Source organism: Arsenophonus sp. PmNCSU2021_1, from assembly GCF_036919435.1.
Classification (GTDB): Bacteria; Pseudomonadota; Gammaproteobacteria; order Enterobacterales; family Enterobacteriaceae; genus Arsenophonus; species Arsenophonus nilaparvatae.
On the sequence record NZ_JAZHPL010000006.1, the window covers coordinates 74,083 to 99,994 of the forward strand.

At 41.1% G+C, this 25,912-nt stretch carries 29 protein-coding genes and 6 pseudogenes; 6 read left to right on the forward strand and 29 right to left on the reverse strand.

The window, feature by feature from the left end:
- Positions 1 to 168: 168 nt before the first annotated feature.
- Positions 169 to 690 (reverse strand): annotated as a pseudogene (locus V3224_RS13170) (penicillin-binding transpeptidase domain-containing protein); the annotation flags it as partial.
- A 194-nt stretch (positions 691 to 884) separates the two neighbouring features.
- Positions 885 to 2,290, reverse strand: a pseudogene (locus tag V3224_RS13175) (transglycosylase domain-containing protein); the annotation flags it as partial.
- 58 nt (positions 2,291 to 2,348) lie between these two features.
- Here V3224_RS13175 and pilM point away from each other — a divergent pair.
- Positions 2,349 to 3,239, forward strand: coding sequence for a pilus assembly protein PilM (gene pilM, locus V3224_RS13180; protein WP_334470995.1), 891 nt, complete (start codon positions 2,349 to 2,351; stop codon positions 3,237 to 3,239).
- A 58-nt stretch (positions 3,240 to 3,297) separates the two neighbouring features.
- Positions 3,298 to 3,753, forward strand: coding sequence for a PilN domain-containing protein (locus tag V3224_RS13185; RefSeq protein WP_334470997.1), 456 nt, complete (start codon positions 3,298 to 3,300; stop codon positions 3,751 to 3,753).
- Between the two features lie 448 nt (positions 3,754 to 4,201).
- Here V3224_RS13185 and V3224_RS13190 read toward each other — a convergent pair.
- A pseudogene (locus V3224_RS13190) lies at positions 4,202 to 4,791 on the reverse strand (recombinase family protein).
- A gap of 242 nt (positions 4,792 to 5,033) precedes the next feature.
- Here V3224_RS13190 and V3224_RS29980 point away from each other — a divergent pair.
- The 3 genes from V3224_RS29980 to V3224_RS13200 are packed head-to-tail and all read left to right on the forward strand — an operon-like array spanning position 5,034 to position 5,966.
- Entirely contained in the window at positions 5,034 to 5,351 is a 318-nt protein-coding gene (locus V3224_RS29980) for a hypothetical protein (RefSeq protein WP_442890356.1), read from the forward strand.
- Positions 5,272 to 5,547 (forward strand): gp53-like domain-containing protein, encoded by a 276-nt coding sequence (locus V3224_RS13195; protein WP_442890358.1) that lies wholly within the window; start codon positions 5,272 to 5,274, stop codon positions 5,545 to 5,547. Before V3224_RS29980 ends, V3224_RS13195 begins: the two co-directional genes overlap by 80 nt.
- An 11-nt stretch (positions 5,548 to 5,558) precedes the next feature.
- The gene (locus V3224_RS13200; protein WP_334471001.1) at positions 5,559 to 5,966 is read left to right on the forward strand and encodes a tail fiber assembly protein; all 408 of its coding nucleotides are present in this window, start codon (positions 5,559 to 5,561) and stop codon (positions 5,964 to 5,966) included.
- A 15-nt stretch (positions 5,967 to 5,981) separates the two neighbouring features.
- Here the strand turns inward: V3224_RS13200 and V3224_RS13205 are convergent, their stop codons facing one another.
- The 26 genes and pseudogenes from V3224_RS13205 to V3224_RS13325 all read right to left on the reverse strand — a co-directional run bounded on the left by V3224_RS13205 (position 5,982) and on the right by V3224_RS13325 (position 24,238).
- The gene (locus tag V3224_RS13205) at positions 5,982 to 6,302 is read right to left on the reverse strand and encodes a gp53-like domain-containing protein (protein ID WP_334471003.1); all 321 of its coding nucleotides are present in this window, start codon (positions 6,300 to 6,302) and stop codon (positions 5,982 to 5,984) included.
- A gap of 524 nt (positions 6,303 to 6,826) precedes the next feature.
- A pseudogene (locus V3224_RS13210) lies at positions 6,827 to 7,701 on the reverse strand (IS982 family transposase).
- A 222-nt stretch (positions 7,702 to 7,923) separates the two neighbouring features.
- Positions 7,924 to 8,526: a phage tail length tape measure family protein gene (locus V3224_RS13215; protein WP_334471005.1), complete on the reverse strand. Its 603-nt coding sequence runs from the start codon at positions 8,524 to 8,526 to the stop codon at positions 7,924 to 7,926.
- Positions 8,527 to 8,724: 198 nt separating this feature from the next.
- Positions 8,725 to 8,997, reverse strand: a complete 273-nt coding sequence (locus V3224_RS13220) for a DUF1799 domain-containing protein (RefSeq protein WP_334471007.1) — start codon at positions 8,995 to 8,997, stop codon at positions 8,725 to 8,727.
- Between the two features lie 26 nt (positions 8,998 to 9,023).
- Entirely contained in the window at positions 9,024 to 9,329 is a 306-nt protein-coding gene (locus V3224_RS13225) for a phage tail assembly chaperone (protein WP_334469810.1), read from the reverse strand.
- Positions 9,330 to 9,343: 14 nt separating this feature from the next.
- The gene (locus V3224_RS13230) at positions 9,344 to 9,994 is read right to left on the reverse strand and encodes a phage tail tube protein (protein ID WP_334471009.1); all 651 of its coding nucleotides are present in this window, start codon (positions 9,992 to 9,994) and stop codon (positions 9,344 to 9,346) included.
- A gap of 50 nt (positions 9,995 to 10,044) precedes the next feature.
- Positions 10,045 to 10,446, reverse strand: coding sequence for a phage tail terminator-like protein (locus V3224_RS13235; protein ID WP_334471011.1), 402 nt, complete (start codon positions 10,444 to 10,446; stop codon positions 10,045 to 10,047).
- Positions 10,443 to 10,927 (reverse strand): annotated as a pseudogene (locus tag V3224_RS13240) (hypothetical protein). Before V3224_RS13240 ends, V3224_RS13235 begins: the two are co-directional and overlap by 4 nt.
- 1 nt (position 10,928) lies before the next feature.
- The gene (locus V3224_RS13245; protein ID WP_334471013.1) at positions 10,929 to 11,279 is read right to left on the reverse strand and encodes a hypothetical protein; all 351 of its coding nucleotides are present in this window, start codon (positions 11,277 to 11,279) and stop codon (positions 10,929 to 10,931) included.
- A 2-nt stretch (positions 11,280 to 11,281) separates the two neighbouring features.
- The gene (locus V3224_RS13250) at positions 11,282 to 11,767 is read right to left on the reverse strand and encodes a DnaT-like ssDNA-binding protein (RefSeq protein WP_334471015.1); all 486 of its coding nucleotides are present in this window, start codon (positions 11,765 to 11,767) and stop codon (positions 11,282 to 11,284) included.
- Positions 11,768 to 11,806: 39 nt separating this feature from the next.
- The gene (locus tag V3224_RS13255) at positions 11,807 to 12,775 is read right to left on the reverse strand and encodes an IS110 family transposase (protein WP_032115191.1); all 969 of its coding nucleotides are present in this window, start codon (positions 12,773 to 12,775) and stop codon (positions 11,807 to 11,809) included.
- Between the two features lie 275 nt (positions 12,776 to 13,050).
- On the reverse strand, positions 13,051 to 14,268 hold the full coding sequence (locus V3224_RS13260; RefSeq protein ID WP_334471017.1) for a major capsid protein: 1,218 nt from the start codon (positions 14,266 to 14,268) through the stop codon (positions 13,051 to 13,053).
- 12 nt (positions 14,269 to 14,280) lie between these two features.
- A complete protein-coding gene (locus tag V3224_RS13265) occupies positions 14,281 to 15,051 on the reverse strand; it encodes a hypothetical protein (RefSeq protein ID WP_334471018.1) in 771 nt (256 codons plus the stop codon).
- A 115-nt stretch (positions 15,052 to 15,166) separates the two neighbouring features.
- The gene (locus V3224_RS13270) at positions 15,167 to 16,291 is read right to left on the reverse strand and encodes a phage minor head protein (protein WP_334471020.1); all 1,125 of its coding nucleotides are present in this window, start codon (positions 16,289 to 16,291) and stop codon (positions 15,167 to 15,169) included.
- Positions 16,288 to 17,658 carry a DUF4055 domain-containing protein gene (locus tag V3224_RS13275; RefSeq protein ID WP_334471022.1) on the reverse strand — a complete coding sequence of 457 codons (1,371 nt, stop codon included), beginning with the start codon at positions 17,656 to 17,658 and terminating at the stop codon, positions 16,288 to 16,290. Before V3224_RS13275 ends, V3224_RS13270 begins: the two co-directional genes overlap by 4 nt.
- Positions 17,658 to 19,151, reverse strand: a complete 1,494-nt coding sequence (locus tag V3224_RS13280) for a terminase (protein ID WP_334471025.1) — start codon at positions 19,149 to 19,151, stop codon at positions 17,658 to 17,660. Before V3224_RS13280 ends, V3224_RS13275 begins: the two co-directional genes overlap by 1 nt.
- A gap of 2 nt (positions 19,152 to 19,153) precedes the next feature.
- Positions 19,154 to 19,666 (reverse strand): terminase small subunit, encoded by a 513-nt coding sequence (locus tag V3224_RS13285; protein WP_334471028.1) that lies wholly within the window; start codon positions 19,664 to 19,666, stop codon positions 19,154 to 19,156.
- Positions 19,667 to 19,906: 240 nt separating this feature from the next.
- A complete protein-coding gene (locus V3224_RS13290; RefSeq protein WP_334471030.1) occupies positions 19,907 to 20,080 on the reverse strand; it encodes a hypothetical protein in 174 nt (57 codons plus the stop codon).
- Positions 20,077 to 20,694, reverse strand: coding sequence for a hypothetical protein (locus V3224_RS13295; protein WP_334471032.1), 618 nt, complete (start codon positions 20,692 to 20,694; stop codon positions 20,077 to 20,079). The genes V3224_RS13290 and V3224_RS13295 overlap by 4 nt, the downstream gene beginning before the upstream one ends.
- 141 nt (positions 20,695 to 20,835) lie before the next feature.
- Positions 20,836 to 21,285 (reverse strand): lysis protein, encoded by a 450-nt coding sequence (locus tag V3224_RS13300; RefSeq protein ID WP_334471033.1) that lies wholly within the window; start codon positions 21,283 to 21,285, stop codon positions 20,836 to 20,838.
- On the reverse strand, positions 21,255 to 21,737 hold the full coding sequence (locus tag V3224_RS13305; protein ID WP_334471035.1) for a lysozyme: 483 nt from the start codon (positions 21,735 to 21,737) through the stop codon (positions 21,255 to 21,257). The genes V3224_RS13300 and V3224_RS13305 overlap by 31 nt, the downstream gene beginning before the upstream one ends.
- Positions 21,697 to 21,915 (reverse strand): phage holin family protein, encoded by a 219-nt coding sequence (locus V3224_RS13310; RefSeq protein ID WP_334471037.1) that lies wholly within the window; start codon positions 21,913 to 21,915, stop codon positions 21,697 to 21,699. Before V3224_RS13310 ends, V3224_RS13305 begins: the two co-directional genes overlap by 41 nt.
- A 196-nt stretch (positions 21,916 to 22,111) precedes the next feature.
- Positions 22,112 to 22,447, reverse strand: a complete 336-nt coding sequence (locus V3224_RS13315) for a hypothetical protein (protein ID WP_334471039.1) — start codon at positions 22,445 to 22,447, stop codon at positions 22,112 to 22,114.
- Between the two features lie 590 nt (positions 22,448 to 23,037).
- Positions 23,038 to 23,646: a BRO-N domain-containing protein gene (locus tag V3224_RS13320; RefSeq protein ID WP_334471040.1), complete on the reverse strand. Its 609-nt coding sequence runs from the start codon at positions 23,644 to 23,646 to the stop codon at positions 23,038 to 23,040.
- 244 nt (positions 23,647 to 23,890) lie between these two features.
- Positions 23,891 to 24,100: pseudogene (locus tag V3224_RS29985) on the reverse strand (antiterminator Q family protein); the annotation flags it as partial.
- 15 nt (positions 24,101 to 24,115) lie between these two features.
- The gene (locus tag V3224_RS13325) at positions 24,116 to 24,238 is read right to left on the reverse strand and encodes a hypothetical protein (protein WP_334471042.1); all 123 of its coding nucleotides are present in this window, start codon (positions 24,236 to 24,238) and stop codon (positions 24,116 to 24,118) included.
- An 86-nt stretch (positions 24,239 to 24,324) separates the two neighbouring features.
- Between V3224_RS13325 and V3224_RS13330 the strand changes: the two genes are divergently transcribed.
- Positions 24,325 to 25,299 carry an IS701 family transposase gene (locus V3224_RS13330; RefSeq protein WP_334471044.1) on the forward strand — a complete coding sequence of 325 codons (975 nt, stop codon included), beginning with the start codon at positions 24,325 to 24,327 and terminating at the stop codon, positions 25,297 to 25,299.
- The last annotated feature ends 613 nt before the right edge of the window (positions 25,300 to 25,912 follow it).

Here is a 25,912-nt window from a genome sequence, read left to right on the forward strand (position 1 = left end):
AAAATAGCTTATTTTTTAACCTACAACCAACTAAAAATATTCCTTTTTTTATCATTTTATTGATTTTAAAAGGTTTTTATTGATAAATGAGCTATTTTTATTTTCTCATAACTAACGCTTATCCCGAACTCAGGTTACACTAGGTTTAAGATTCGTCATTGGCGTTGTAGATTTAACTATATCCTCAATAGATTCTGCATTTATTTCTTTAATTTTTGGCACATCATCATAAATAACAGGTATATCGTTACATTTTGGACAAGCGATTTTAGCTTTAGCTTCAAACACAACTTCACCTTGTAGCCCTTCAACGCGACTAATGAAATAAGGATCGATAAGGTAACCACCATTAGACATAACGGCATAACCTCGAACTATTTGCAGCGGCGTAAATGACGGAGCACCTAATGCCAATGACTCGGTTCGATTAATATTTTCTTCAGGAAAACCAAAACGTTTTAGATAATCCGCCGCATAATCAACACCCGTCGCGCGCATTGCGCGTACCATCACAACATTTTTAAACTGGCCTAATCCCTGACGCAAACTGATTGGACCAGCATATTTGGCGGGAGAATTTTTAGGTCGCCAATCTGAATCCGCTCCAGCATCCCAACGAGTAATCGGCATATCATTTAATAATGAAGCTAACGTTAATCCTTTATCTAATGCGGCGGTATAAAGAAAAGGTCACGAGTTTCGCACAGGCATATAAAGTTCTAGAAATGGCTTAAAAACAATGGTTAATCTGCAAGTTACTAAAACACATAAATTTTATTAAATTACAATAATTTGTATTTAATTTATAAGGTTTTGTCTATTTATATATCATGCTGAATTAAACTTAAAAATAGCGCGTTTTTTTATTGGTGCGAAACTCGTGAAGGTTTAATATTGGGGCCAACTTGACGTAACGATTGGGTTACTCGATTAAATTTACTTAATTCAAAATCAAACCCGCCAACCAATGAGACAATAGCGCCATCTAATGGATTAAGAGCAATAAAAGCTGAATTTGCTTCTGGTATTTGAGCTAACCACCAGCTATCTTCAACCTGTCGTATACGAATTAATTCTCCCACTTTAACAACTTCGTTAACCGTTTTAGGTACTATGCCTTGACGCTCATCAGAAATATACTTACGTGCCCAAGAAACACCATTCATTGCCAACTCAACAGAAGCACCATTCGGCATTATCACTTCAGCTTTATTTTTATTTGTCGCAATAACCACTGCGGGAATTAATGGCCTATAAGTAGATATTTTTTTCAGCTGTTCAATAATTTGTTCATGAGCCCAAGGTGTTTGTAGCTGAGTCCAAAGAATTTTTTCTGCTCCTCGATAACCATGACGAATATCATAATTAATTAGGTTATTACGCAAAGCATTAACTGCTGCTATCTGATCTTTACCGATGATTGTGGTATAAACTTTATAACCATTTGTATAAGCATCCTCACCATAACGGTTATAGAGCTCTTGCCTAACCATTTCTGCCAGATAGGGCGCTGAAAACGAAATTTTTGGCGCGTGATAACTAGCAATAATGTTTTCACGCTTTGCTTCATTAAATTGCTGTTGAGTAATATAGCCCTCTTCTAACATACGCAATAGTACGGTATTTCGACGATTTATCGCTCGTTCATGGGAGTAAAGGGGGTTAAAAGTAGAAGGTGCTTTTGGTAAACCTGCAATCATAGCAATTTCACTTAAACTTAATTCATTTACAGACTTACCAAAATAGACATAAGCCGCTGCGCCTACACCGTAAGCGCGATTTCCTAAATAAATTTTATTTAAATAAAGTTCCAGAATTTCATCTTTTGACAACAATTGCCCAATCCGGATAGCTAAAAATACCTCTTTAACTTTACGCATCAATGTTTTTTCTCGACTTAAGAAAAAATTTCTTGCTAACTGCTGCGTTATTGTACTTGCCCCTTGCGAAGCATGACGGGAAGCAGCCATCACCGATACAGCTCGAAAAATTCCTATAGGATCAACACCATGATGTTCATAATATCGACTATCTTCCGTCGCAACAAAAGCTTTTATCATTAGCGGTGGAACTTGTTTTAATGGCAATGGAAGACGCCGTTTCTCTCCAAATTGTGCGATCAACTCACCTTCTGCACTTAACACCTGCATAGGTACTTGCAATTGAACATCTTTTAATGTTGCTACATCAGGTAATTCTGATTCGACATATTTGTACAAACCAAAAATAGATCCTGCCCCGAAAAATAGACAGCAAACTATAAAAAAAGAAAAAACTTTACGATCTTCACCTGAAATTCCCATTTACAATTTATTGGGTAGTTTATAAACATCGAATATTTAGTATAAATGTTTGAAATTACCTTGAATATGGAATTTTATACATTAACAATAGGGAAATCGTCTATGTTTTTACAAAAATGGCAGATTGGCCTTGATATACATCATAATAAAATTCAACTTGTGGCTGCTACTCGACACAGACATGGCTGGCAACTTCGCGAATGTTGGCAACATTCTTTACCAATTACTAAAACCCAAGATACTGAAACCCAAAATATTCGTATAACCACGCTAAAAAATATCCTGCAACAATGGTACAAAAAACTACCTAACAATTGTGATACAAGATTCTCTTTATCATCATTACAAATCCTAAAATCTCACTTCCTTTTACCTGAAAAAATCACACTAACAGAACCAGAACTTGGTTGGGTCGTCCACAGCAAAGCTGAAACGCTATTTCCTATCGACATTCGTGAGCTTGTTTTGGATTATCGTATTTATCAAAAGCAAATTTACCTTTGTGCTACCAGACGTAGTGATATTGCTTTTTGGTCTGAATTATTACATGAGGTAGGTTTTTCACTTTCGGTTATCGATATATCTCCTAATGCTCTTCGTTACTTAGCACATAAAGCTGCTATTCCTGATAACACCTGGCTTATTTATCGGCGACAACAAGAGTGGATATGTGCAGACCCTTTATATCAATCAATACACTACCAACCTGTTGAGATAACTGAAGTAGACTCTATAGAAAAATTGATACTATTACTACCTAAAGAAACTCAACAACAACCTAATACTATTTTTTACCTCGGTAACGATATAAAGCATCATCATTTCTCCGCATGGTCTCTGTTAGATTCTTTTCGATATTACCCTATCAAGTTACCAAAAGATTTTCATAATTTTGCGATCGCCGCAGGTTTAGCACTTCGTGAGGGAGAAAGATGATGTATCAAGTTAATTTTTTGCCATGGCAGAAAAAACGCCTTAAACAACGTTATTATGGTTGGTTATCTCTCTTTTTTATCCAAATTTCAAGTTTGATATTAATTCTTTTTTTATATTTGATAGACATAAACAGCAATACCTTCATCAACAATATTTACTTGATAATGAAAAAATAGAAATTGCAGCTATTGAACAACAGCTTGCTAACATTGAACAACAGCGACAACAACTTAAACAATTAACGCAACAACTTAATACGTTAATTCAAACCGCTAACCACAACAAACGCCAACTTTATTTACTACAACAAATTCCGCATATTTTGCCAACAGGCAGTTGGTTAGAGGCACTTTCAAGCCAAATAGATAATTTGGTAATTAAAGCAAATAGCCATGATTATCATGAAATTTTACAGTTCATGCTCCAATTAACCGAGCAAAAGATAGTAACTCAAATTCAATTACAAACAATACAACACGAGTTTCGCACCAATAAAAAAACGCTCTATTTTTAAGTTTAATTCAGCATAATATGTAAATAGATAAAACCTTATAAATTAAATATAACTTATTGTAAATTAAGTAAATTTTTGCATTTCAGTAACTTGCAGATTAATCATTACTTTTAAGCCATTTCTAGAATTTTATAGGCCTGTGCGAAACTCGTGTACAACTGACCTCTCAGAATATTCAAAAAACCACATTAAATGCAAAGTGGCTATTTTCGGAGGAACAAAATGATAAAAAATAAAATATATGAATGGTTTTATAGACCATTATGGAAACAGCTTATCCCACAATGGTTAACACTTTTTTTGATTTTTCTCTTTTTCTTTATTTTTTATTGGTCAAAAAATTCTTTAATCATTAATGAATTGTGATGCGGCGTGCGATATTTGAAGCCAAAACGTGCGATAAATGGAAGGCTACTGTTGTTTCCATCAGTGCAACGAAATTACACTGTCATTTTTCATCGGAGGCACTTTGGTCTGTTTGAGTGGTACGATCAACGGGACAATATTTGTAGATGCTGGTCAATGAAATCCCATACAGTAATGCAAGCTGTTTTCTGCTATGACCATTCGCCAATAATTTTTGAGCTTCCTGTTGCTGTGCAAAAGATAGCGACTGAGGTCTGCCGCCAATACGCCCCGACTTCTTGCTGCTGCTAAACCTGCCTTAGTACGTTCAACAATCAGTTCTCGCTCCATCTGTGCCAAAGCACTCATCACATGAAAGAAAAAACGGCCAGCGGACGCAGAGGTATCAATGGCATCCGTCAAACTATGAAAATGAATACCTTCATCTTCCAGTTTGGATATTAAAGTAATCAAATGTTTAATGCTGCGACCCAGTCTATCCAGCTTCCAGACGACTAAGGTGTCACCCGATTTCAGTGCATTTAGCCCGAGTTTTAATCCGGGTCTCTGATCTGTTTTTCCGCTGATTTTATCCTCAAAAATCTGCTCGCAATTTGTACAAACGAGTGATTTTCGCTGTAAATCGGTGTTTTGGTCATTTTTTGACACCCTCATATAGCCTATTTTTGCCATTTTAGCCTCTAATCCTCCTCCTGAAAGCCTTGTCATCGCTGGTTTTGGGCAAAATATTAGCTAAATTCTCTATTTAATAAAACCTTGGTTTAACGGAAACGATAGATTGTGCAAAAAACGCACTGGATAAACGTACCGGCGGAACGGTCAACGGCGACATTATTTCACAGGGTTCACAAATCTCACTGAAGGGGAATGGTCGCCAGCACTTTATGTTTCAGGATAAGGATGGCTCCCGGCGTATGTGGTTATACAAGGACCAGGGCGGGGATGGTGTTCGGCTGAACAACGGTGAAGAAAAGGGGGTGGGTGATTATATTTTTCATAAAGATGGCGGTTTTCGTGCCCCTTCTTCCGTGTATGCCGGAGCCGCAAGGATGGCCGCTGACGGAAATATCCACGGCAGTCAATGGGGTGTGGCTGGACGTTTACCTGAGAAAGACCTTCCAGCCCAAAGGGGCCTACGGTCAACCGAATACCGTGAAGCTCGAGGTCAATGGATGGTGGAAATGCGGGGACACAGGATTGATTATCCAGTGGGGGAGATACGGAAAAGATAAAGGGAGTTGGACATATGATTTCCCGCTGCCAATAAGGTTTCCCAACGCGGGGTTTTTCTGTATCGGTTATGTCGGTACAGCGGTATCCTTTGACACAGATCGCCTGTCTCACTCAGCCCATCTGGTCGATAATGCGACAGTGAGGGTGACAACCGATTACGGTCTTGAAACCGCAGTGCTGGCGATTGGTTTTTGAGAGAGGATAAAATGTATTACTACAGCGCGAAGGAAAACACATTCTGCCCGGCGGAATTGAAACAGTCGTATATTGACGCAGGAAGTTTCCCGGAGGATGCGATTGAAGTGAGTGATGATGTCTGGCTGGAATTTGCGGGCAAGGCGCGCGCCGTGGGCGAAGCGGGTTTGCCTGTGTGGGTAGATATTCCTCCGTCCACACCTCAACAGCGCATGGATGAGGCGGAGAGGAAAAAAGCCACGTTGATGCAAAAAGCCTCCGCCGCTATTGCTCCACTACAGGATGCAGTAGATCTCGATATGGCAACGGAGGCAGAAAGGGCGCAACTTGTCGCGTGGAAAACCTACCGGGTGCTACTTAACCGGGTGGATATAAGCAAAGCGCCGGATATTGCGTGGCCGGAAGCACCAAAAAAGTAGTGTGATAATCTGGAGTTAGTAACAAACCAGCTCCCATGTTCTCGGCGCTTTAATCCCTGTTCTGGTGTAATCTGCACTGATAATTAACGATTTTCCGACTATTTCGACATAAGTGCCTAAATTTCCCTCGGGAGCAATACCTTTGTATTTTACCGTCGCGTTTGCCGAGAAGATGGCATGAGGGACGGGACAAGGTAAAGATACCGTATAAATCTGTCCAGCATTGAGGGGTGGTGTAACGCCCCATTGCCTGATAAAGCCGGTATCACCACATTTCCACCATCCGTTAGTAGCAAGGTGAGCGGTATTTTTTGCTCCTCGATTGTTAATCTGCATATTAAGCCAGCTGCTTAACGCCCCGCCCCAAATAGGGCCAGTTACATCACCGTTTTCATGATAAGTGGCCGTTCTGCCGCCCCATGAAATGGTTAAATTTTGCCCTAATGTGACACCTCCGTTGACAGTTCCGCCGGTTCGTTTATCCAGTGCGTTTTTTGCACAATCTATCGTTTCCGTTAAACCAAGGTTTTTTGTAAAAAAGGATTTCGCCTGTTTCCTGACAAAATAAGCCTAAATGATGGCTTGATGAGGAAAATGCACGGCAAAAAACACTGTATTTACCGTTCAAATTTTAGCCAAAATGCCGATTTAGGGCTAAAATCGAGGTTTTGATTAAATTTTAATCCATTTTGGGGTGTTTTATGTACAGCAAAATCTCACTACTGAACTCTTGTCGGATAACATAAAACATCAGCGATATAGACGATCAATAAAGTGTTATCGATCGTCAAAACAGATCAATTACAGTGGCTTAACTACATTCACAATACTTAACCTGAGTTCGGGATAAGCATAATCAATTATGCTTGAAGATACGTACCTGCAACAGGTATCTTTGGTTTAGATGGCATTAAACAATATGCAACCAGTCCGCCTAATAAATTCACTACAAAATTAGCCGGAGAGCGATGTCGCGTATGCTCTATTTGACAAAGATTTTTTAACTCATCAAATACCGTTTCAATGACAGAACGATGACGCAAGATGGCTTTGTCGAAACAAGTCTGTTTAATAGGCTTCATTTTCTTCTTGATATTCGTTATAAGGTTAATTCCCATCGTTTTGAGTTGCTGTTTCAGTGAAGCCGATAAATACCCTTTATCTGCGTACAAACAACCAGAAAGATCCTTTGTCAGCTCAGAGCAATGGTTTCCGATCATCGGTGTTTCCTGGTGTGAGTCGAAAACTGAGTATTTCCCCCAAATGATTGATAATTATATGAAGCTTGAAACCAAAGAACCAACCTGTTGAATTTTTTCCCCGTTCAGCTATCCCATTGAAGACTTTATGCCTGCGGATCCGTAAGTTATCACACACCTGCTATCGGAGTAGAATCGGCAACCGATAGCCCCGTGCATTTTCCCTTAATTGACTCAAACAGTGCCGTTAACGCTAAGGCACTACGCGGAAGTAACTCTACACAGCGTGAATAGGATGGCAAGTTAGGAAATTCTTCCGGAGATATAAGCGGACATAATAGAGATAAAATACCTTGAATTGCCTGAATCGGAGTTGGATGAAACAACACAACCAGTGTCATCATTTCCGCCAACGAAAGCTGAGTAGACCGTCTACGACGCTTAGTACCGTTAGTCAGCAAATATTCATGCATTTTTGGCTCGAAGTCTTTGCAAAAATCATCCATCAGGCAATAAAGTTCAGTAAGATTTTCCATAATTGTTTAACAATGCTCTACTCTTTAACCAGACTGTTAGAGTATTTTAACAAAACAGGCTCATTCAACTATTTGAATATCAAGACTTTCTCTTTATTTCTTATCCCGAACTCAGGTTAAAATATTTACCTCGATACCGCAGTTAGTATCAAATAACTTTCCTTTGTGTGTTTTTTGAGCGTATCAAATATTTTGCCTTTCGGTATCAAATGATTTGCCGCGCTATATACCCACACCGCCAAACGAATCTTTTATCTGTCCACCTTGCTGAACGAATACCATCCAGGCGGGCATACCAGAAGCCAATGAAGTCACCACATCGGTCATTTGCATCGGTAACATACGCATTGCATGACGATATTGCCCCATCGTTACCGCGCCATTCATAAACGCTTTTTCTTGTGCTTTTAATTTGGCAATCATCGGCGCTGCTTGTTGCGAAATGCCCATCTGCGCCGCTTTCAGTTCAAGAATTTCAGTTCGCGTCTTGCCTATCGTGTCTGATTGCTGTTTTAATGTGTTTAGAAAATTATCCGCGGCTAACTTCGCTCGCTTTGAAGTTTCTTCCTGTGCAAGTAGCGCTCTCCCTTCTGCGGTCAGTGCCAAATTCATCCGACTTAGTTTATCTCTCGATTCCTCCAGTATCGTGTTGTAATCAACAAACTGGTCAAGGGGGAGTAAACCTTTTTGATGTGAAGCGGCGAGCTTTCGGCTAATTTTATCCAGTTCATCAAACGCTTTATTGGTGGGATTAATGCGATTTAACAGGTCATTGAGTTCACTTTTTTGCGTCTTAAGGGTTTCGGCATGTCTTAATGAGGCCAAGCTGACTTTTTTTAATCCGCCCTCCAGATTTGATGAAGCCTTTTCAACCTTTTCCGCTGTTCCCTGAAAGGATTTTAACTTCTGTTAACCTCTTTCCAAATCCGCCGTGTTGACTTTTAATGAAATCGGGGCGATATCAGTCATTATATTTTCCTTCAAACAACAAAAAATTTAAAGCCTGTGATAAAAATATCCGCCTTATTGGTGCATTATCGCTAAGGCTTTCGCTTCCATCACCCGTATATCATTAAACAAAGTCGTCTTATCACTGTTCAGGTTTAATAAATCAATAACCTGTGGCAGTACACTATAATCCAGCCCTGTTGGCCCATTCACCCCCATTCGCCACTGAGTACGCAGCGCATTAAAGGTAAGATAAGCCGCCCAGACATCTGGCCAGACTTCAACCTCGCTGTCTTCCGGCCTAAAACCAAAGGCGGCTTCAAAGTTGCGGATATCGGTCTCGGTCATGCCGCCATACATGGCCTCAACGACCGCTAGGAGTTTTTTTCGCGTTGGCCTAATAGTTCGCTATAATACGTTGTACTAATGGCGCTGGCAGCTGAGGGATAGTTGTCAAATAGCAACTTTAAGTTATCAGCGTGATAAGGCGCTTCAATTGCCCAGTCAGCAATAATCTGCCGATAAAATTCATCAATCGGCATCTCTCGCATGGTTTCCAGTTCACTCATGGCTTTATGATTAAAGGTGAAAGTGACCACCTCTGGCTCTTTTTTGCCTGCCACCGGAATGAGGACATTGGCTTTAAACGTTGGCTTGGGTATCAGGGTAAATTTTGCCATGCTGCATCCTTAAACTATACCGTATAGATTTGCATATCAGATTTAAGTGAGAAACGGGCTACCACGTTTTCAACTTCATTGATGGCGGTATTGGGCACGCGCTGGAAAGAGACCGAAGCGGTAAAATAACGATCCTCGCTGGCACGTTTATTGAAAAAACGCATCGTGGTTATTTGCTTGTTGTCATCGAGTTTCATCAATAACTTACGGATGGGTGATTTCGCATCATGTGCAAAGGTATAAACCTGCGTGATGCCATTTTTAAAGGTATCAACCGTTTCTGCCTGCTCATCTTCCAAAAATTGAATTTCCTGCGTTTGTTGCTCACCCCCTTCCGTTGATAAAGTCATGACTTGCGGCATTGCTTCCCATGCTTCCACTTTCTTTAAACTCCCTTTAGCCCCACCATCAGGAAAAACGGTTTTATCGGTGGTATCGATTGATGCCAGTGTAATACGGGTATCAGCTGCTTCTTTCACTTTAAAAGCGCCTGACATTTTCTTCCAGCCACAATCAATTTGGACGATATCGCACGCTTTAATACTGCCAATCGCGTTGACAGTTAATACCGCCTCTACCGCATTGGTAGCCGCCGTCATTGTTATCTCATCCGCATATTTATTGGCAACATAAACACGCGAACCATTAGGAATATTGTATGCCATGATAAAACCTCGTTATTGGCTTAATAAAAAACCGCCATATGGCGGCAATGTTATATTGTAGAGTGACAACGATAAGGAATGCTGACGGGGAGGATATAATTAACCTGATCACTGATGGCAGGAAATAAACTTGGCTCACCGTTTAGAAAAAGGCTATCGGTCATCGAAAAACCATTTGTTAGAAAGTTTGTTAAACGGTTAGCAATATTCATGACAGCCGTATCGCCCGTTCCTGCTTTACCCACCACATTTATTTGAATGACACCGCTGAATACCGGCATATCGAGCGATAAACTTAAATTTTTCGTTGGCGCTGGCATGATGTGCAATTGTAGATAGGGTTTATTGATATCATCGAATTCACAATTTGGCCAGACAACGTTGATATTCTCAGACTCAGCAAATTGAGCAATATGCGCACGTATGGCGGCATTAATGGTTAATGGCTTCATCCTTTACGCTCAGCGATGGCCTGATGAAAAAACGGCTGAAATTCCTGTGCCGTAATCCGTATCATACCCTTCGGTGCTTGTTTTGAATGCCCCATCTCAAGCCGATAGGCATAAGGCACCACATTGGAAAAATAGACTGACTTCATGCCCACTTTAAACTGACCGATAACAAGATTGCCCTCCGCTTGTGTTACTTCGCCACTTTTATCTATTCGTCCCGTTTCTTTCATTGGTACTTCATCAAACGTCACTTGCCAGTTGCCACGAAATCTCCCCCCGTATACCCTGCTGGCTTCCTTTCTTTTTCTTTCCCTTTTTCGGCTATTTTAGCATTCACTTGCCAGATAGAGGGATTACCGACAGGCGACATCATGACCAACCTTGCGAGTATCTTTATGAATGTCACCTTGGTAACCGCTTCCATTTTCTCTTCTGATTTGCTGATAAACGCATTAATAGCGGCTGTAAAATTGTTTGCCATATCAAGCTCTCAATTGTGCAATGAAACAAATCGTTTGCCGTTGGGGTTTTATCTCTTTTACAGCAATCACTCGATGATTTCTGTTATCGATGATAAGGATATCCCCCTGTTGAATATGACTCTTTGCCGGCGCAATAAATTTAATATCACTGGTTAAAATGAGGGAATTGTCCACTTCATTAATAGCAAACTGTGTCTTTACCCCGACCACCGTTAATACCACATCGGGTTCGATAATCTCCTGACCCTTTTTATTAACATAAAATTTGCCTTTTCTTTTTAAGACATAGTCCATGCCGTACTGCTTTATCAATCGCTCACTAGTTTTACCCATCCGGGTATAAAGATGCATTATCACCTCACCGAAAAGGTATTGATGGCAAATCCAGAGCGGGTATCTAACAAGCCATTGAGTAAACCATTTAACCAGGGAAACTTGGGTAAACCCGAATTTGTCCCCGAGGTATATTGTACCGTGATAGCCCCCTCAATACGTTCTGTGGTCACTTCGCCCCCTAACGTTGGCTGTAAATCCTCGTTCTCTGACTCAATCGCCAGCCGACACTGCGCCATAATGAGTTGCTTAGGGATGACATCATTAGTAACAGGCACGCCGTCATAAAATAACCCTGTGCGGGGGAAGGATAGCGGTTGTGTTAAAGACGTTCGTTTTCCTAACCATGGCTGTGTCGCTAGATAGTCCATCGCAGTCACCAGCATCGACTCAATGTGTAGGTCATCAGTCGGTATATCAATCCCTCTTTCACGGGCATAGCGCTTTAAATCCTCAACGCTGGCATAACTGTTAAATGTTGGCGAATTTTTATCCGAATCAATCATATTCACCTCGTAAGAAAGCAACTGTCTTGAACAGTATATTTATGGAGCAACGTTATGATACGACTCATCCCATTCTTGGTTCTTTCTGAGAATCGCATTCAGGATAGTCAGCAGTTTGCGCATACAGGCAACCAGCGCCACTTTTTTGGCTTTTCCTGCTGCAACCAGCCGTGTGTAAAATGCTTTTATCACCGGATTGAAACGAGTTGCAACCAGTGCAGCCATGTACAAAGAGGTTCGAACTCCGGCCCGACCGCCAAAAATGGTTCGTCGGCCACGCATGGTTCCCGAGTCTCTATTAACAGGAGCTACCCCAACCAGTGCACTGATCTCCCTGCGCGAGAGTTTCCCTAACTCAGGGACTTCTGCCAGCAATGTAGCAGCAGTCATCATACCAATGCCTTTGATAGTACTTAGCCGCTCTGCAAGCTCGTTGAAATGATCCGTAATATGCTTATGCATATCCTCGTCAATCCGTTTAAGTTCATTTTCTAGTGCATTGATGATGTTACTGATGCTTTTTCTGTTTTGCGGGTGAGATGGATGCATCCGGTTTCTTTCAGCTACAAGCATTGCAATCAGCTGCCGTCTGCGCACCACCATAGCAGCAAGAATCTGACGCTCTGCATCAGGAATAGCCTGGATAAAACGTGACCGCTCAGGATGGCGGTTAATGACATCAGCCATCTGAGCTAAAACTCTGGCATCTATTCTATCAGTCTTTGCCAGATAGCCCATGGATCGAGCAAAGTCTCTGGCTTGCCTGGGATTGATAACGGCAACATCAAAACCTTCAGCCTGAAGAGCGCATGCAATCGCTGCCTCGAGACCACCTGTAGCTTCCATCAGAATCAAGGCTATGTTGTTCTTTTTCAGTTGATAAATGATGGTATCGAACCCGTCAGGGTTATTGCTGACTCTGAACTGCTCAATGTTATTGGTGCCTGCAATATCCAATGAAGCTTTAGAAACATCAATTCCTACACAAATTGGATTTAGCTGACTCATATTACCCATCCTTGCAAATACGTTATGAATTACGGACAACTGTTCGGGTTTCAGATGAGTGGCTAAGTGTATGCATCATTCGCTTTGCTACGGGCTATAAACCCCAGGGACAATCGGATTACATACACCTTGCCAAATCTAATCGCTATTATTATAACCAAATTTCAAGATACAAGGGACAATCGGATTACATACACCTTGCCAAATCTAATCGCTATTATTATAACCAAATTTCAAGATACAAGGGACAAAAGTCCCCTTAACTTCATTTCTCTTTAGGAAAAAGTGAGACTTTCTGTGGTTTGCGTCTTACCATCCACTTTCGCGGTAACGGTAAACTGTCCCGCTGTACTGGCGGTTAATTTAACGCTGGACTTACCTTTTGCATCAGTTTTAGTCGCCGCTTTACTCAGTTTTCCACCGGTGCTTGACCACTCAACATTGCTACCCCAAACAGGTTGATTATCTTTTGTGTAATCAAGTGAAATGGTCACCGCATCGCTGTTATTGGCTGTCGCGGTGGTTTTATCCACTGATAACCCCAAACTCGCTTCATGCTGCAATTTTATCATTACGCCTGCCGTTAATTTGTTACTGGTGAAATGTTTCTTCCAGTTGCCAGCTGTGCCCAATTTTGTCAGATCAGGATTCGTCCCTTTTGATTCATCCCAGCTATAACCGAGCACGCCCACATTCACCACGCCTTCACCCCGATAGCCAACGCCTAAATTTTCCTGATCGTTGATTTCATAAGAGCGAAAATGGGGTTCCTGTGATTCCGTGATAGTGATAGCGCCTGGGACTAAACCAAATATGGCATCAACAGGCGCCGTATCGGTGACTAATACGGGTTTACCTAATGTTCCCGGCTGGCCGCCGTAGATCACCACACCTGCTTCTTCGTAAACCTTGTTATCAATCGCCTGGTCAACAATGTCAAAATAGGTTGTTGAGTGCATGACAAACAGATTGACACGGTTAAATTTATCCCCGTATTTGCGCAACCCCTTCGTGAGGGTCTTCTTGCCATCGGTAGCAATGTTCGCCGTCACCACCATATCCGTGTTCGCCCCAATCGCTGCCCCCAATGCTGCCAGGGAATACTTGATATAGCCTTCAAGCGAAGCATCCGCAGCATCCGTGCCCACAAGCTCAGAAAACTCCGATACATCCCGACCACGTCGTTTAAAAGACTCTTCGGTGATTTCATAGGGCCCATATTTCCAAGGGGCTTTAACATCAACGGATTCGCCCGCGCCAATTTTCTTACCGCTGACTTTATCCATAGAATTCACGTCACGATGTTCAATCGAGCCGCTTATTTGATAAAATGCCCATTTACGCAAATCGCCTTCAATAAAAACATTATCGAGTACAATTGCGCCATTAGATGCCTGATTAAACACCTCAAGATTATCTTGTCTGCGCTCTAAAAATGCAGTTTGAGCCAAATCGTTATAAATAATTAAATCACTATTCACCGTGGTTGCCATTATCTCAATTCCTTACTTAGGTAATCCCAGATAAGCTTCACGACCGAAACGCCGGATATAGGCGGCCTTATCCGCTGAAGAGATCTGAGAACGTTTAAAATGTGCGACCCCTGACTTACTATTCCCCGCACCGGTACCGGATGCAGAAGGAAATAAATGCGGGGCACTTTCTTTTAGCGAATCAATCCACTCAACGGGGGTTAAAGGTGTACGACCATCTTTACCCATGATCGGATTGCTTTCTTCATCAACCGCGACGGCCTGACCTTCATCATTGATGTTAAATAGGCCCTTGGCACGTAATATTAAATCTTCCTGAGCACTGGCTAACGCGCCGGATTGACTTGCAGCGGCACGAATTTCATCGCCTAAAACCCGATTACGGAATTTATTGGCAAATTCTTCTGCCTTTTCCGCCCGTCGCTTTTCAGATTGAAGCTTTTTTTCTACATCATGGCGCAATCGTTCCGTGCGCTTATTGATTACCTCGTCGATCTTGCCTTCGGCAATGAGTTTCGCTTCCTCATCATTTTCAAAACGTTGCAAAATGCCTTTCACCTGCTCAGGATCAATGCCTTCAAAACGCTTTAAATTATCAGTTTGCTCTTTGAGCTTACCGAGTAATTCACTATTCTTTGCCTTTAGACCGGTAACCTGCTCATTAATCTGCTTATCAATTATGGCTTGAACTTCGGGTGTTATCGCTGTACCACTCGCTCCGCCGCCGCCATTTGGGTCTTCTGCTGATGAATGATAGTTGCTACCGATGTTTAAAATGCTCATTATGTCCCCTTGGGATGTTGTCTATGCGCCTTGCGCGTTAAATTAACTCAGCCATAAGCCGAATTTGGCGAACAAAAAAGGCCACCGAAGTGACCCTGATTGCCATGCATACTGGTTAAATTCCCATCCCAGCTTCTTTAAATGCCTGTTCATCTATCTTTCGTAATTGTGCCAAAGAAATAAACTCACCTTTGTCGGTATAAAATTCTGATGGATGCATACCCCCTTCTTTCATTAGGCGATAGCGTACTTCACCGAATACCTGCTTTTGACGCCACACAGGTTGTCGTTGTATCCATTCAAGAAAGCTTGTGCCGACAGGTATCTGTCCATCCATCGAGGCCCGTGTGCCTTCGTCAATTTCATCAACATCCATTCCCAATTGTCGCCACGACTTGGTTATCCATGTTTCAGTTGAACGACAATTCCAATGAATTTTTCCTGGGCCTTGCAAATAGGGCACTCTATGGCCTATTGGCTTGCCTTCGAGGGTATATTTCAGTCGATCCCGAATAATACAAGCGGGCGATGTTTTATTATCCAGGGTAGATAACCACTGTTTACCCGCCATAATATCGCTATTCGCTTCGGCAAAATGATTTCTGGCGGTGGCTTGTAGGTGATTAATTGCCGTTTTGGCAATGGTTGTGGCATTAGCCCGACTAATTTGTAGTGCACCGTCTTTATAACCTTGTTTGGCGTCACCACGGATGTTACGCCCAATTTGCACAGCACTATCCCCATTTAAATAGCCATTGCGAACCGTATTATTAATGCGCGTCATGCGGTCTTTTTCCAGACCCTCAGCCCACTCAGATAACCGTTTTCCCTGAAATGGACGCGCTATCACCGCTGAATAGAGCATATCTGCCGTGAAACTCATCAGTGGATAGCGGCGAAGAACACCCTCTGGCATTAGAAAATCAATTAAAGCCGGATAATACTTTACCTCATACGCTGCATGCGCTTTCATTTCATCGCTTAACAGTGAAAACGCGCTGGCTACCGCACTCTTATTAATAGCCTTAACACTGGCTAGCAAAGATTCTAATCGCCTAACCGTAAAACTCTCCGCATCGATATTAGCGTCATCCAGCGCCACAATTAAGGATGCACTGAGCTGGGCATCAAATGCATTCAGGGTGTTAACCATCTTTTTAGCAACCCCACTACCGTAACGGCTGGTAAACAGCGAATGCGCAAGTAACTCATCCATCAGTCGCTCATTCACCGTTCTCATTGCTCACCTATCATAGTGGGTTGCTGATTGTTAAGTTCGTCAATGACATCATCAACCTCATCAGCCGGATTGATAATGTCAAATTTTTGTAAACTGCGAACCAAATCCGACTGACGGATGGCATTGGATTGCCAAGCGGTAACGATTTCTCGTATCATGGTACTATCAGCAATGTGATTGACCAAGTCTCGGTTAATTTCAAATGAACATTTATCCGGTTCAGCATTAGCATATTCAGCGCACCATTTTAATCCCTTGGTCAATGCTTCTGACACATTTGAGCAACAGAGACTTAAAACAGACGTTTGGGCGCTTAATTCACCCACCGACTGGATAACCGTTTTGACTTTACTGTCCGCAGAGACTAACTGCGCCCCTAACGCCACCATATAATCACGCTTGCTGTCCATCGCTTCTTTCGCCAGCATGTTAGGCTGTGCTTGAATGTAGCCACAGGCACCTTGTTCAGGTAACAAAATGGGTGAACGGGAGCCGACTAATATGCCCTTTTTCTCTAACCAGTCACGCCATTCATCTTTCAAGCCGCTGATATAGGGTTGCACTTGGCCACAGAAAAAAACCGAATCTTCATAATCGGCGGAATTTCGATAATGACCCAAATTGATTTTGGCGAGTCCTAGTAACGGCGCTTCATCAATCGTGTGATCATTATTTTGAGTACCGATAAAGGTAAACGGAATTTCATCCCACGCACCGCCAATTTTACGCTTTGGAATATATTCAACATCTATTTGGTAAACACTGCTGCCTGCGGGTTTACGATACACTCGACAGATAAATTTCCCATCTTCAATAGCCAGAACCCGGTATTGAAAGACATCCTTAAACCCAAAACCCACTTTTTCTTCTACTGTTTCACGTAATACCACCAACGTTAAGCGATTACGACCATTAATGCGTTGGGTTTGCCAGTTAATAATGTCTTCAGCTTTGTATTGAAAAAAATAAACTTGGTTTGCCTCATCATTATAATCGACATACAAGCCATGCCGCCCCACTTCCAATATCGATTCCAATGATGATTGCGCTAATTGATAAAGACTGGAGCCCGCTCCATCTGCATCTTCTTTAAGATAAGCCAGCCTTTCATTAATCTCCACGAGCGGATCTTTTTTAAAAGCCATTCCTATCATCCCATTACGGGTATTACCCGTTATGGGATAAAACACCGCGCGATCTTGATAATCGCTATTACGCTTCCTTTTCCGTTCTTTATCCGACTCTTCTAATATCGGGAGATAGTTTTTTACTGAATCATCCCCTTTACAGACTGTCCTAACCAATGACCATTGCAGAGCAAACAATTTATATTCAGGACGGATAAAATCAACATTAGTCGTACTCATTAGAATGTGGTTCCTAAATTAATCTCAAAGGCGGGCCGCTGTTTATTTTTTCGGCTAACCGCAAAATACCTGAAGGCATCGGGATCATGAGAAGTGAAATCATGCAGTGGCTTGTCTTTCCAGCAGCCGAGCCTGTCATTCCATTCTTTGCGATAAGCTTCTAGATTTGCGATACCCTCAGCACATTGATATTCATCAAAAACACAATTGGGTAATATTTCACGTACCGCCTCAATCCCTTCATCGATCGATAATCTTGGCACGACATCAAATCGTATGGTGTATTTCTGTCCACCAATATCATAGCCTTCTCTGGCAATTTCACGCCGTGATTTCGCATCCCAGCCAAATTCACGATTATCGATATCATGGGGGGCATGATGACTGGCGTAACGGTAACCTTTATTTTTTAGCACTTCCATATAGTGCCGTAAGCCCTCACCACTATTTGCGTAGTGATCGATAACATGAAATTCCTTACCCACCTCACGCACAAACCAGATTGAGGTTGAATCTCCCACCCCAATATCCCAGAAAGTGTGAACGGGCAAATGGCGGTTATCAGGCAGTTGTCCAATACACTTGTTTTGATAGAGATAGCGAAATTGTTTAGCATAATAAGCGCCCTCGACTGATTGTTGGAAGGCTTCAGATGGCAGTGAGGGATATTCCCGTTTGATATCATCGCCAAGCGTTTTTTCTTTGGCGTAATACCACGCTTTCTGTCTGTCGGTTAACTCAATACCGTGCTTTCCTGCCAATTCATCGAAATAATCGATTAACCGTTGAGGTAATAACGAAACAGGCGTCATTGAGTATTCAGAATTTTTCCACCAGGGGAAAAAAAAGAACTTCCAGTCTAATGGCGAAAGCAGTTTTGCCTGAATTTGCGCTTTCTCAGCCGATTGACAGTAATTATAGATATAGAAATACCCTGCTCGTCCCTCCGCTGTGCTTTCTATTGTCGTAAAACACTCACTGGCGACAGCCTCAAACGCACCGGTAACAATTTCTCGTGCCTTATCAGGATATTTTGCACAGATTTTGCCAAATTCAGAGATATGTAAATAACGCAATGTGCCACCACGAAAGGACGTACTAATGTAAAGTGAACCACCCTTTTTAAAAACCAACTCTCCCGCAGAATCATTACTGGCAGGATTGGCTGCCTTGATTTCGGCTGGCAGTTTGTCGTAAGCGTATTTGACTTTTTCCCTGAAAAGGCGCCTCGCATCAATTAACGTATGCGCAATCAACGCACATTTAGCCGATTCAAATAACGCCGCATCGAGTTGAATGATACACACTTCCGTAGTGAAACCCAGTTGACGCGCTTTAAGGATGATGTTTCGGGTATGCATGCCTTCAAAATAGGTTAACTGCTCAGGGGTCATGTTAAACCGAATGGCTTTACCTGTTTTGTCTGTTATCCAGTAGAGATGATTCAGTCGCCAAAACTTATTGCGTAATAATGCTAAATGTGCTGGTTCCATAACTATCCTTTAGACAAATCATCCATGAGGTCAGATAGCGTACCAACTACATCATGCTCATTTTTTATTTGATCTCGGAAAGCCTGAACAGAAACATGCTTACCTAAAAGCTCAAGGTTTTTGATTTTGTCAGGCCACTTTATTTTTTTGAGCAATGCTTCTGCGCCCTCAACTCGTATGGCTGCAATGTCAAAACCGCTTAATGTTGTTCGCCACACTTTAGGCCAGTCTTTAATCGGTCTTAAATCACCTGATTCGGTAATAATATCCAACACATCCATCTGGTCGATATCAACCAGTCGCTTAAGCACGTAGTCAGCATTAACCTCAATGCGATTCTTGCGTTCTTCCATGAGGGTTTGGATGCGTTTTTGAATGTTGAGTTTTGCTAAGTTTTGACATGCGATATCTTTTGCAGTTTTTTCACTATACCCCGCTCTTATTGCCGCCTGTGTCGCATTTAAATCAATCAGGTTCTCTCGACAAAAGGCTTCCTGCTTGTCTGTGAGAGTCATAATAGCTACCTAATTAATGTTTATCACGAGTTTCGCACCAATAAATAAACGCTCTATCTTTAAGTTTAATCCAGCATAATATATAAATAGACAGAATCTTATAAATCAAAAGCAACTTATTGTAATTTAATAAAATTTATGTATTTTAGTAACTTGAAGATTAATCATCGATTTTAAGCCATTTCTAGTATTTTATACGCCTGTGCGAAACTCGTGTTTATGTTTAGTTGCACTCTTCGCTCACCGTTTAGCCTGATTGAGACAATCTTCTATCATCTTGCCTCGTCTGCTTGCGGGTTGTTTGCGGTAATACCGGATCGCTTCACTTGTGGCTAAGCTGGCGACAGATAGAGAAAAGCCGAGCTTCATTAACTCGGCCTTGATATTCGTCTCAATGAATTGTTCAGGGGTCATGCTTGACTTTCTCCATTTGGTGTATCATCAAATCCGGGTAGTCTCAATTGAGAAAGTGCCAAAATGGTTTTTTCGGCCTTACGTATCTTATTCAGATGACGTTTTCGTAAATTCATTAAATCACTTCCTTTTCTACCAAAATTGTCAAATGACCATTTATCCGCCGCAACCAATCTATTTTGCATTTCGCCAATCGTTAATGATTTCAATCCTTCCATATCTAACAGAGCAAGATTGGCGGGTTGGCTTTCTTTTTCCGCTAAATCCAGTAACCACTTACGGAGTGATTTAGCGACTTTGGTTTTAGATAACATTCCAATCAGATGAGCACCGCGAACAGAATAAATTCTAATCTTTTTATAGCGTAACTCTTTGTTTTCATTACTCTCGGTCAAATTGACCGTCCCTGACATCTCATTAGTAAACTCATCTTTATTCCTGTTAAAAATGCGAGTAATAGAAGATTCGTCCTTGTATTCCAGTAAGATAGATAGCTGTTTATTAGTGAACCAGATTTTCCCGTCACCGTTATTAAAGGGAACAATATTGTGGGTTTTAAATGTTAATACATGATTCATGATGTCTTCCTTACTTAGGTAATGAACCTTTGCCACATAGGAAATCAGCCCATCGAAGTGACATCAGCAAAACTGATTACCTCAAAGGCTCATTCCTAAATAACGGGTTCGATGTTTGGATTAGTTGCGCATGTGGGACGCAATGATTATTAAGATTTGAACGTGCCAATTAACGATTCATTGATACTGTGTTTTGATGTACTGCTGTAAATACTCCGTCTGCTTTTCGTTCTCAACTATCATCTCTCTGAGACGGAAATAATCTTCTCGAGCTGATGCGCTAAGTTGTGGGCTGGTTTCATCATGTCGGCTCTTGGGGGTAGTGGTCTTGGGTATTGAACACACGGTGTTGACGCGCAACCGCTTAGTGCCAGCACGCACAGCATCATTGAGCTTATCCAATTCAGCTTTGGCATTGTTCAGTTCCTCGGTGTGTTGAATATCGAGCTGGTGCAAAGCATCGATCTTCTGCTGCTGTAATTTCACCGCTTCAATTTGCGCTTGATATTGCTGTTTTAACGTTTGGTAGTTTTGCTTGACGGTTTGATATCGGGAGTTGATAAAAACGAGTGATAAAACCAATGCGACAATAATCACTACGATAAATGTGACAGGTCGCCATAACATATCACGCTCTCTATTTCCCTGCGAGTCATTAACCCTTTCTGTTTTATACCCTCATCGTATACCCAGCGTTTCATCTCATCACACGCCCCTTGTCTGTCGCCTGCGTTGAGTTTTTTGAGCAACGTTGACCGCCTGAAATTACCAATGCCAACGTTATAGACAAACGAGTAAAGGGCGGCCTGTGTGAGCGTATTGATATTAACCTTAATCAGTGGGTCAACATAGCGCTTAAGATTGCTGAGCGCTTCATCAAGCCATTGTTCACATTCTGTTTTGGTATAAATTTTATCGCGGTCGATAGCTTTCCCCGTTTGACCATAACAAACTGTCAGCACTCGTCCTCCATCGAAATAGGGCTTAAGTCTCAACCCTTCGAAATGGGTTATCATACTTGAGGCTAAAAACACAGCACTAACGCCCGTTGCCATCAATATTTTTTTCGGTATCTTCATAGTGACGCTCTTTTAACTTGAGTTCCTTCCATTTGTAGTACCAGTTGACTAAGCAGGTCGCAACCGTACAGATTATCCCTATCAGCGCGACCCATTGGTCAATACTAAAACCCATCAAAGTCGTTAGAATACCGGACAAATAAGCATTGAGGGTTGAGTGTTTTTCAAACATACGCATATACCCTCCCGTTGAGGGTACCATTGCTTTAAATTAAAAAGGGAGACAGCCGCTTTACTTGTTTATGTTGCTGGCTTTGTCAGTATTGCAGGGGTACAAATGAAAAACCCCGCAAAAGCGAGGCCTTATTAATTTTTTATTTATTGTGGCATTAAAAGTAAAATTAACTAAAAAAAGCAATTAAGTAATAGAGCATTTAAACCATATTTCTCAAACCAACCTCATGGTTATAAGGGTAGGTATCTTTAGCTGGGTCATCATGTCCAAAAGCAGCCCTTAGCCCATATAATTTTGCTTGCTTATCTACAGCGCATCTATATTCTCTTTCATAGAGAGATAATTCAATTCCGCCATTATTCTCCTTTTTTGCATTAAAAAGATAAGTAACCGGAATACTATCAAATCTCACATGCTTATTATTAACCTTATAAATATTCTTTGCTAAAGATGCTTTATCTTTCTCATTTTTTGACAATGATTCGACTGATGATATGGATTTAAATGAACTGGTGCAAATTGGGCTTATATTCATAATTAAAATTCCTCATGAAAATTACTACTGAAAGCATTAGTGTAACGATATGATTAAAAAAACATATGAAAGATATTTTCAAGGATTTTAACAATTCAATAACAAAAGGCCCCGCAAAAAACGACGCTCTAATATAGATTTAAGCGCTAACTCAATAGCTACGCGCTACTATAGCATATAATACTGTACGGATGTACGGACAGTCAAGCATTTTACTGAGGATTTGATCAGTATTTAACGTCGCTGTAAAAATTGCTGTATCTCTGCTTGTTGCCAGCGTGCTAATGTATCGGTCAAAACAAAGGTATGCTCCTGATTACTCTCTTCAAGTAATTACTTCATCTCAGCTAACACCTTGTCTGCATCTTCACGTTTGCGCAGCACTCGCCTTACGGCTTGTTTCTCTGCCTCATAAATACACGAGTTTCGCACAGGCCTATAAAATTCTAGAAATGGCTTAAAAGTAATGATTAATCTGCAAGTTACTGAAATGCATAAATTTACTTAATTTACAATAAGTTATATTTAATTTATAAGGTTTTATCTATTTACATATTATGCTGAATTAAACTTAAAAATAGAGCGTTTTTTTATTGGTGCGAAACTCGTGAAATAGCTTCTTTAACGCCATTTGTGAAATTGTAAATCTTTTCGCATTCTTTTGCGATTATCGGTATCTGGTTAACTTCAAAATTTTGGGGTGACTCTACCCCTGTTGCATGACGGAGCGCATACCAGATACCTTGCGTCCACGAACGCTCAAATCGGAAGCCGTTAGCCATTGTCCAGATTAAACGAGAAAGATGTGAAGTATCATCAGCGGTTAGTAATTCTCTTGCTTCTGGTTTATGATTAGGGTGTTCATATTTACCCGTTTTACGGATAGATGGAAGAACTTCATTTGTTACCCATTTACGAAATCGCCAAGGTAAAGTCCCCTGCTTAACAGCATCACGACACCGTAAGATTAGAGTGTAAAGACCAGACTCGTTGATGATATTAGCATCGCCCTGACGCCCTAAGTTAAACTTAGACCGTTCATCTTCATCTAATGATTTCAATGACATAGAGGGATTACTTAATTGAAGAACATTGCAAATATCTTCTGCGACAAACCACGGTTCACCATTGCTGATGATGGTACGAATGCCATGATCTTCAAATTTAAATTCAACAGATTGAATAGCTATAGTAGCCATGATTAAACTCCTTGCGAATTTTAGTTACGGCCGCCAGTCAGTAGCTGGTAGCCGGGCGTCAACTAGAGCTTCACAAGACGCTCCGGGCATATTCCCCTTTCGGGTGTTTTATTACGCCTCTCCACCCGGCCTTCGGATGTGATTACACCGTTTTATGGGCATAAAAAAGCCGCATGGCTATCGGGTGCGGATGACCGCTTGTGAATTCTAGTACGGTCAGCATACGATAGTCTATACGGTGTTGTCAATTTGTTGCTTTAAGGAGTGTGTGAACGGTACCCGCTATATAGGATTCAGCCCTACCCATGTAAGCGGTGATATAATCCGGTCTTTTCTTCCAGTTTTTAGCTATCATTCGGCATGAAATATGGTGCTGATAATGTAAGCAAATAATGTTATATCCATCGATGTCATATTTCTTTAATCCTGCTACCGCTTTATCAACAATTTCGCCTTCCTCATCGCTTAGTCAAGGTCTGTCATCGTCGAATTTAATAGGAGTAATGGTAGACATACCTTTGTACTCAGTTCCAATGCGGGTCATACTCCAGTTCCCCCACGCTTCCAGTAAATCTTTTACGTGCCTACTCATCTCTCCTCCGGCAAAAACACGAGTTTCGCAATCTCCAAAAAAGAAGTATAAATTTAAAAACAAGAAAAAATCAGGGTGTTCATATTTTGTCGGGTTATCCATGTATTAAAGATATCTATAAAACATTCTTACAAGTAAGCAGTTTAAGATACTCTGGTTTAGCGTTATCAGAAGTAAGCCCATCGCCTTTATCTCATGACACTGTTAGCCGATGGCTAAAAAGTAGATGTTTTAGACCTAAAGACCTATGGCGATTAGTTGAACCTTCTATAGACAAAAAAAACCCTTGCGTACTAATTGCCGATGATACATTGATTGCCAAAACACGTAGTAAAAAAATAGAGATGGTCCATTATCAATATTCAGGTAATGAACATGAGGTTATTGCTGGCATAGGTTTAGTTAATTTGCTTTGGCATGATCTGACGAAGGTTGAATCAATTCCTATCAATTATCTTATTTATGATAAAGATTCTGATGGAAAAACAAAAAACACGCACTTTTCCGAAATGCTCACTCTTACTAAAAAAAGAGGGATCATGCCAGAAGCCGTAGTGATGGATGCTTGGTATTCTAGCCTGGATAACCTGAAATCAATTCGCTCTCATGGTTGGATCTGGGTAACCACGCTGAGGAAAAATAGGATTGTTAACCATAACAAACAACTGAACAAGTTAGACATCTCAGAAGAAGGAACGTCAATACACTTGCGAGGATATGGTTGGGTAACCGTTTTCAAATTTACAGCCAAAAACGGCCGTATTGATTACATAGTAACAAACAAAGAGAATCCCACCCGTCAATACCTCAAATCTATCATGGATGCCTGTTGGTCTGTTGAAGTTTATCATCGAGAAGTTAAACAAAACTGTGGTATTGAACGCTGTCAGGCTCGCACGAGCCGAGCGCAAAGAAATCATATTTTTCTCGCTATTTCTGCGTGGTTTGAACAACATAAACGTCGTATATCTGAAAAAATAACCCTTTATCAACAAAATTGGAACGTAATCAAAAGTGCTATTACTGAGCAAATCCGTGTTTTATTAGCGTACCCAAATTAGTTTTGTGCGAAACTCGTGTACATAACTCACAATTATGTGGCCCATCTCCGTATCTTGAATAAGCCACTTCTCTGTGTTGGTATATATACCCCCTTTTCTCTGAGAGGATATGATCTGGATTTAAATGTAAAATATAACCCTCACTATGAACAATAAACTCTTTCTTTTTACGCGCAATGAGATCATAACGACCATTCCTTCTGAACCGATAATAATGCATCTCGCAAACGCCAATACTATTGCTTCTTGCTTTCTTGGAGCATCCACTAATCGTGCAATATTTAATTTTATTCCTTTTTAGTGCCATTTAAATTATTTCTCCCAATAAAAAACCTCTCATTTGAGAGGTTATAAGTAATCATTAAATTTAGTGTGATTAATTATTATTTCTGTTTCTCAATAAAATTCTCTCCGTTTGACAGATTTTTTTATATAATCTAACAACTCTTAACTTATATAATAAATTTTATGCCAATTACTATTCATCCCAAGGCAGGGCAATTACTACTTTGTGATTTTTCTAAAGGATTTAGAGAACCTGAAATGGTAAAGGCCTCCCGTCCTGTCATAATACTGTCAGGTTTTATTCCTGGACGAAAAAACTTAGCAACTA

Excerpts from the sequence above, each read along its gene's own strand:
- pilM (WP_334470995.1), top strand. The coding sequence starts at position 2,349 with ATGTTTGAAATTACCTTGAATATGGAATTTTATACATTAACAATAGGG.
- V3224_RS29980 (WP_442890356.1), top strand. The coding sequence starts at position 5,034 with ATGTGGTTATACAAGGACCAGGGCGGGGATGGTGTTCGGCTGAACAAC.
- V3224_RS13200 (WP_334471001.1), top strand. The coding sequence starts at position 5,559 with ATGTATTACTACAGCGCGAAGGAAAACACATTCTGCCCGGCGGAATTG.
- V3224_RS13205 (WP_334471003.1), bottom strand. The coding sequence starts at position 6,302 with ATGCAGATTAACAATCGAGGAGCAAAAAATACCGCTCACCTTGCTACT.
- V3224_RS13220 (WP_334471007.1), bottom strand. The coding sequence starts at position 8,997 with ATGACCGAGACCGATATCCGCAACTTTGAAGCCGCCTTTGGTTTTAGG.
- V3224_RS13225 (WP_334469810.1), bottom strand. The coding sequence starts at position 9,329 with ATGGCAAAATTTACCCTGATACCCAAGCCAACGTTTAAAGCCAATGTC.
- V3224_RS13230 (WP_334471009.1), bottom strand. The coding sequence starts at position 9,994 with ATGGCATACAATATTCCTAATGGTTCGCGTGTTTATGTTGCCAATAAA.
- V3224_RS13235 (WP_334471011.1), bottom strand. The coding sequence starts at position 10,446 with ATGAAGCCATTAACCATTAATGCCGCCATACGTGCGCATATTGCTCAA.
- V3224_RS13245 (WP_334471013.1), bottom strand. The coding sequence starts at position 11,279 with ATGCATCTTTATACCCGGATGGGTAAAACTAGTGAGCGATTGATAAAG.
- V3224_RS13250 (WP_334471015.1), bottom strand. The coding sequence starts at position 11,767 with ATGATTGATTCGGATAAAAATTCGCCAACATTTAACAGTTATGCCAGC.
- V3224_RS13255 (WP_032115191.1), bottom strand. The coding sequence starts at position 12,775 with ATGAGTCAGCTAAATCCAATTTGTGTAGGAATTGATGTTTCTAAAGCT.
- V3224_RS13260 (WP_334471017.1), bottom strand. The coding sequence starts at position 14,268 with ATGGCAACCACGGTGAATAGTGATTTAATTATTTATAACGATTTGGCT.
- V3224_RS13265 (WP_334471018.1), bottom strand. The coding sequence starts at position 15,051 with ATGAGCATTTTAAACATCGGTAGCAACTATCATTCATCAGCAGAAGAC.
- V3224_RS13270 (WP_334471020.1), bottom strand. The coding sequence starts at position 16,291 with ATGAGAACGGTGAATGAGCGACTGATGGATGAGTTACTTGCGCATTCG.
- V3224_RS13275 (WP_334471022.1), bottom strand. The coding sequence starts at position 17,658 with ATGAGTACGACTAATGTTGATTTTATCCGTCCTGAATATAAATTGTTT.
- V3224_RS13280 (WP_334471025.1), bottom strand. The coding sequence starts at position 19,151 with ATGGAACCAGCACATTTAGCATTATTACGCAATAAGTTTTGGCGACTG.
- V3224_RS13285 (WP_334471028.1), bottom strand. The coding sequence starts at position 19,666 with ATGACTCTCACAGACAAGCAGGAAGCCTTTTGTCGAGAGAACCTGATT.
- V3224_RS13290 (WP_334471030.1), bottom strand. The coding sequence starts at position 20,080 with ATGACCCCTGAACAATTCATTGAGACGAATATCAAGGCCGAGTTAATG.
- V3224_RS13300 (WP_334471033.1), bottom strand. The coding sequence starts at position 21,285 with ATGTTATGGCGACCTGTCACATTTATCGTAGTGATTATTGTCGCATTG.
- V3224_RS13305 (WP_334471035.1), bottom strand. The coding sequence starts at position 21,737 with ATGAAGATACCGAAAAAAATATTGATGGCAACGGGCGTTAGTGCTGTG.
- V3224_RS13310 (WP_334471037.1), bottom strand. The coding sequence starts at position 21,915 with ATGCGTATGTTTGAAAAACACTCAACCCTCAATGCTTATTTGTCCGGT.
- V3224_RS13315 (WP_334471039.1), bottom strand. The coding sequence starts at position 22,447 with ATGAATATAAGCCCAATTTGCACCAGTTCATTTAAATCCATATCATCA.
- V3224_RS13320 (WP_334471040.1), bottom strand. The coding sequence starts at position 23,646 with ATGGCTACTATAGCTATTCAATCTGTTGAATTTAAATTTGAAGATCAT.
- V3224_RS13325 (WP_334471042.1), bottom strand. The coding sequence starts at position 24,238 with ATGAGTAGGCACGTAAAAGATTTACTGGAAGCGTGGGGGAACTGGAGT.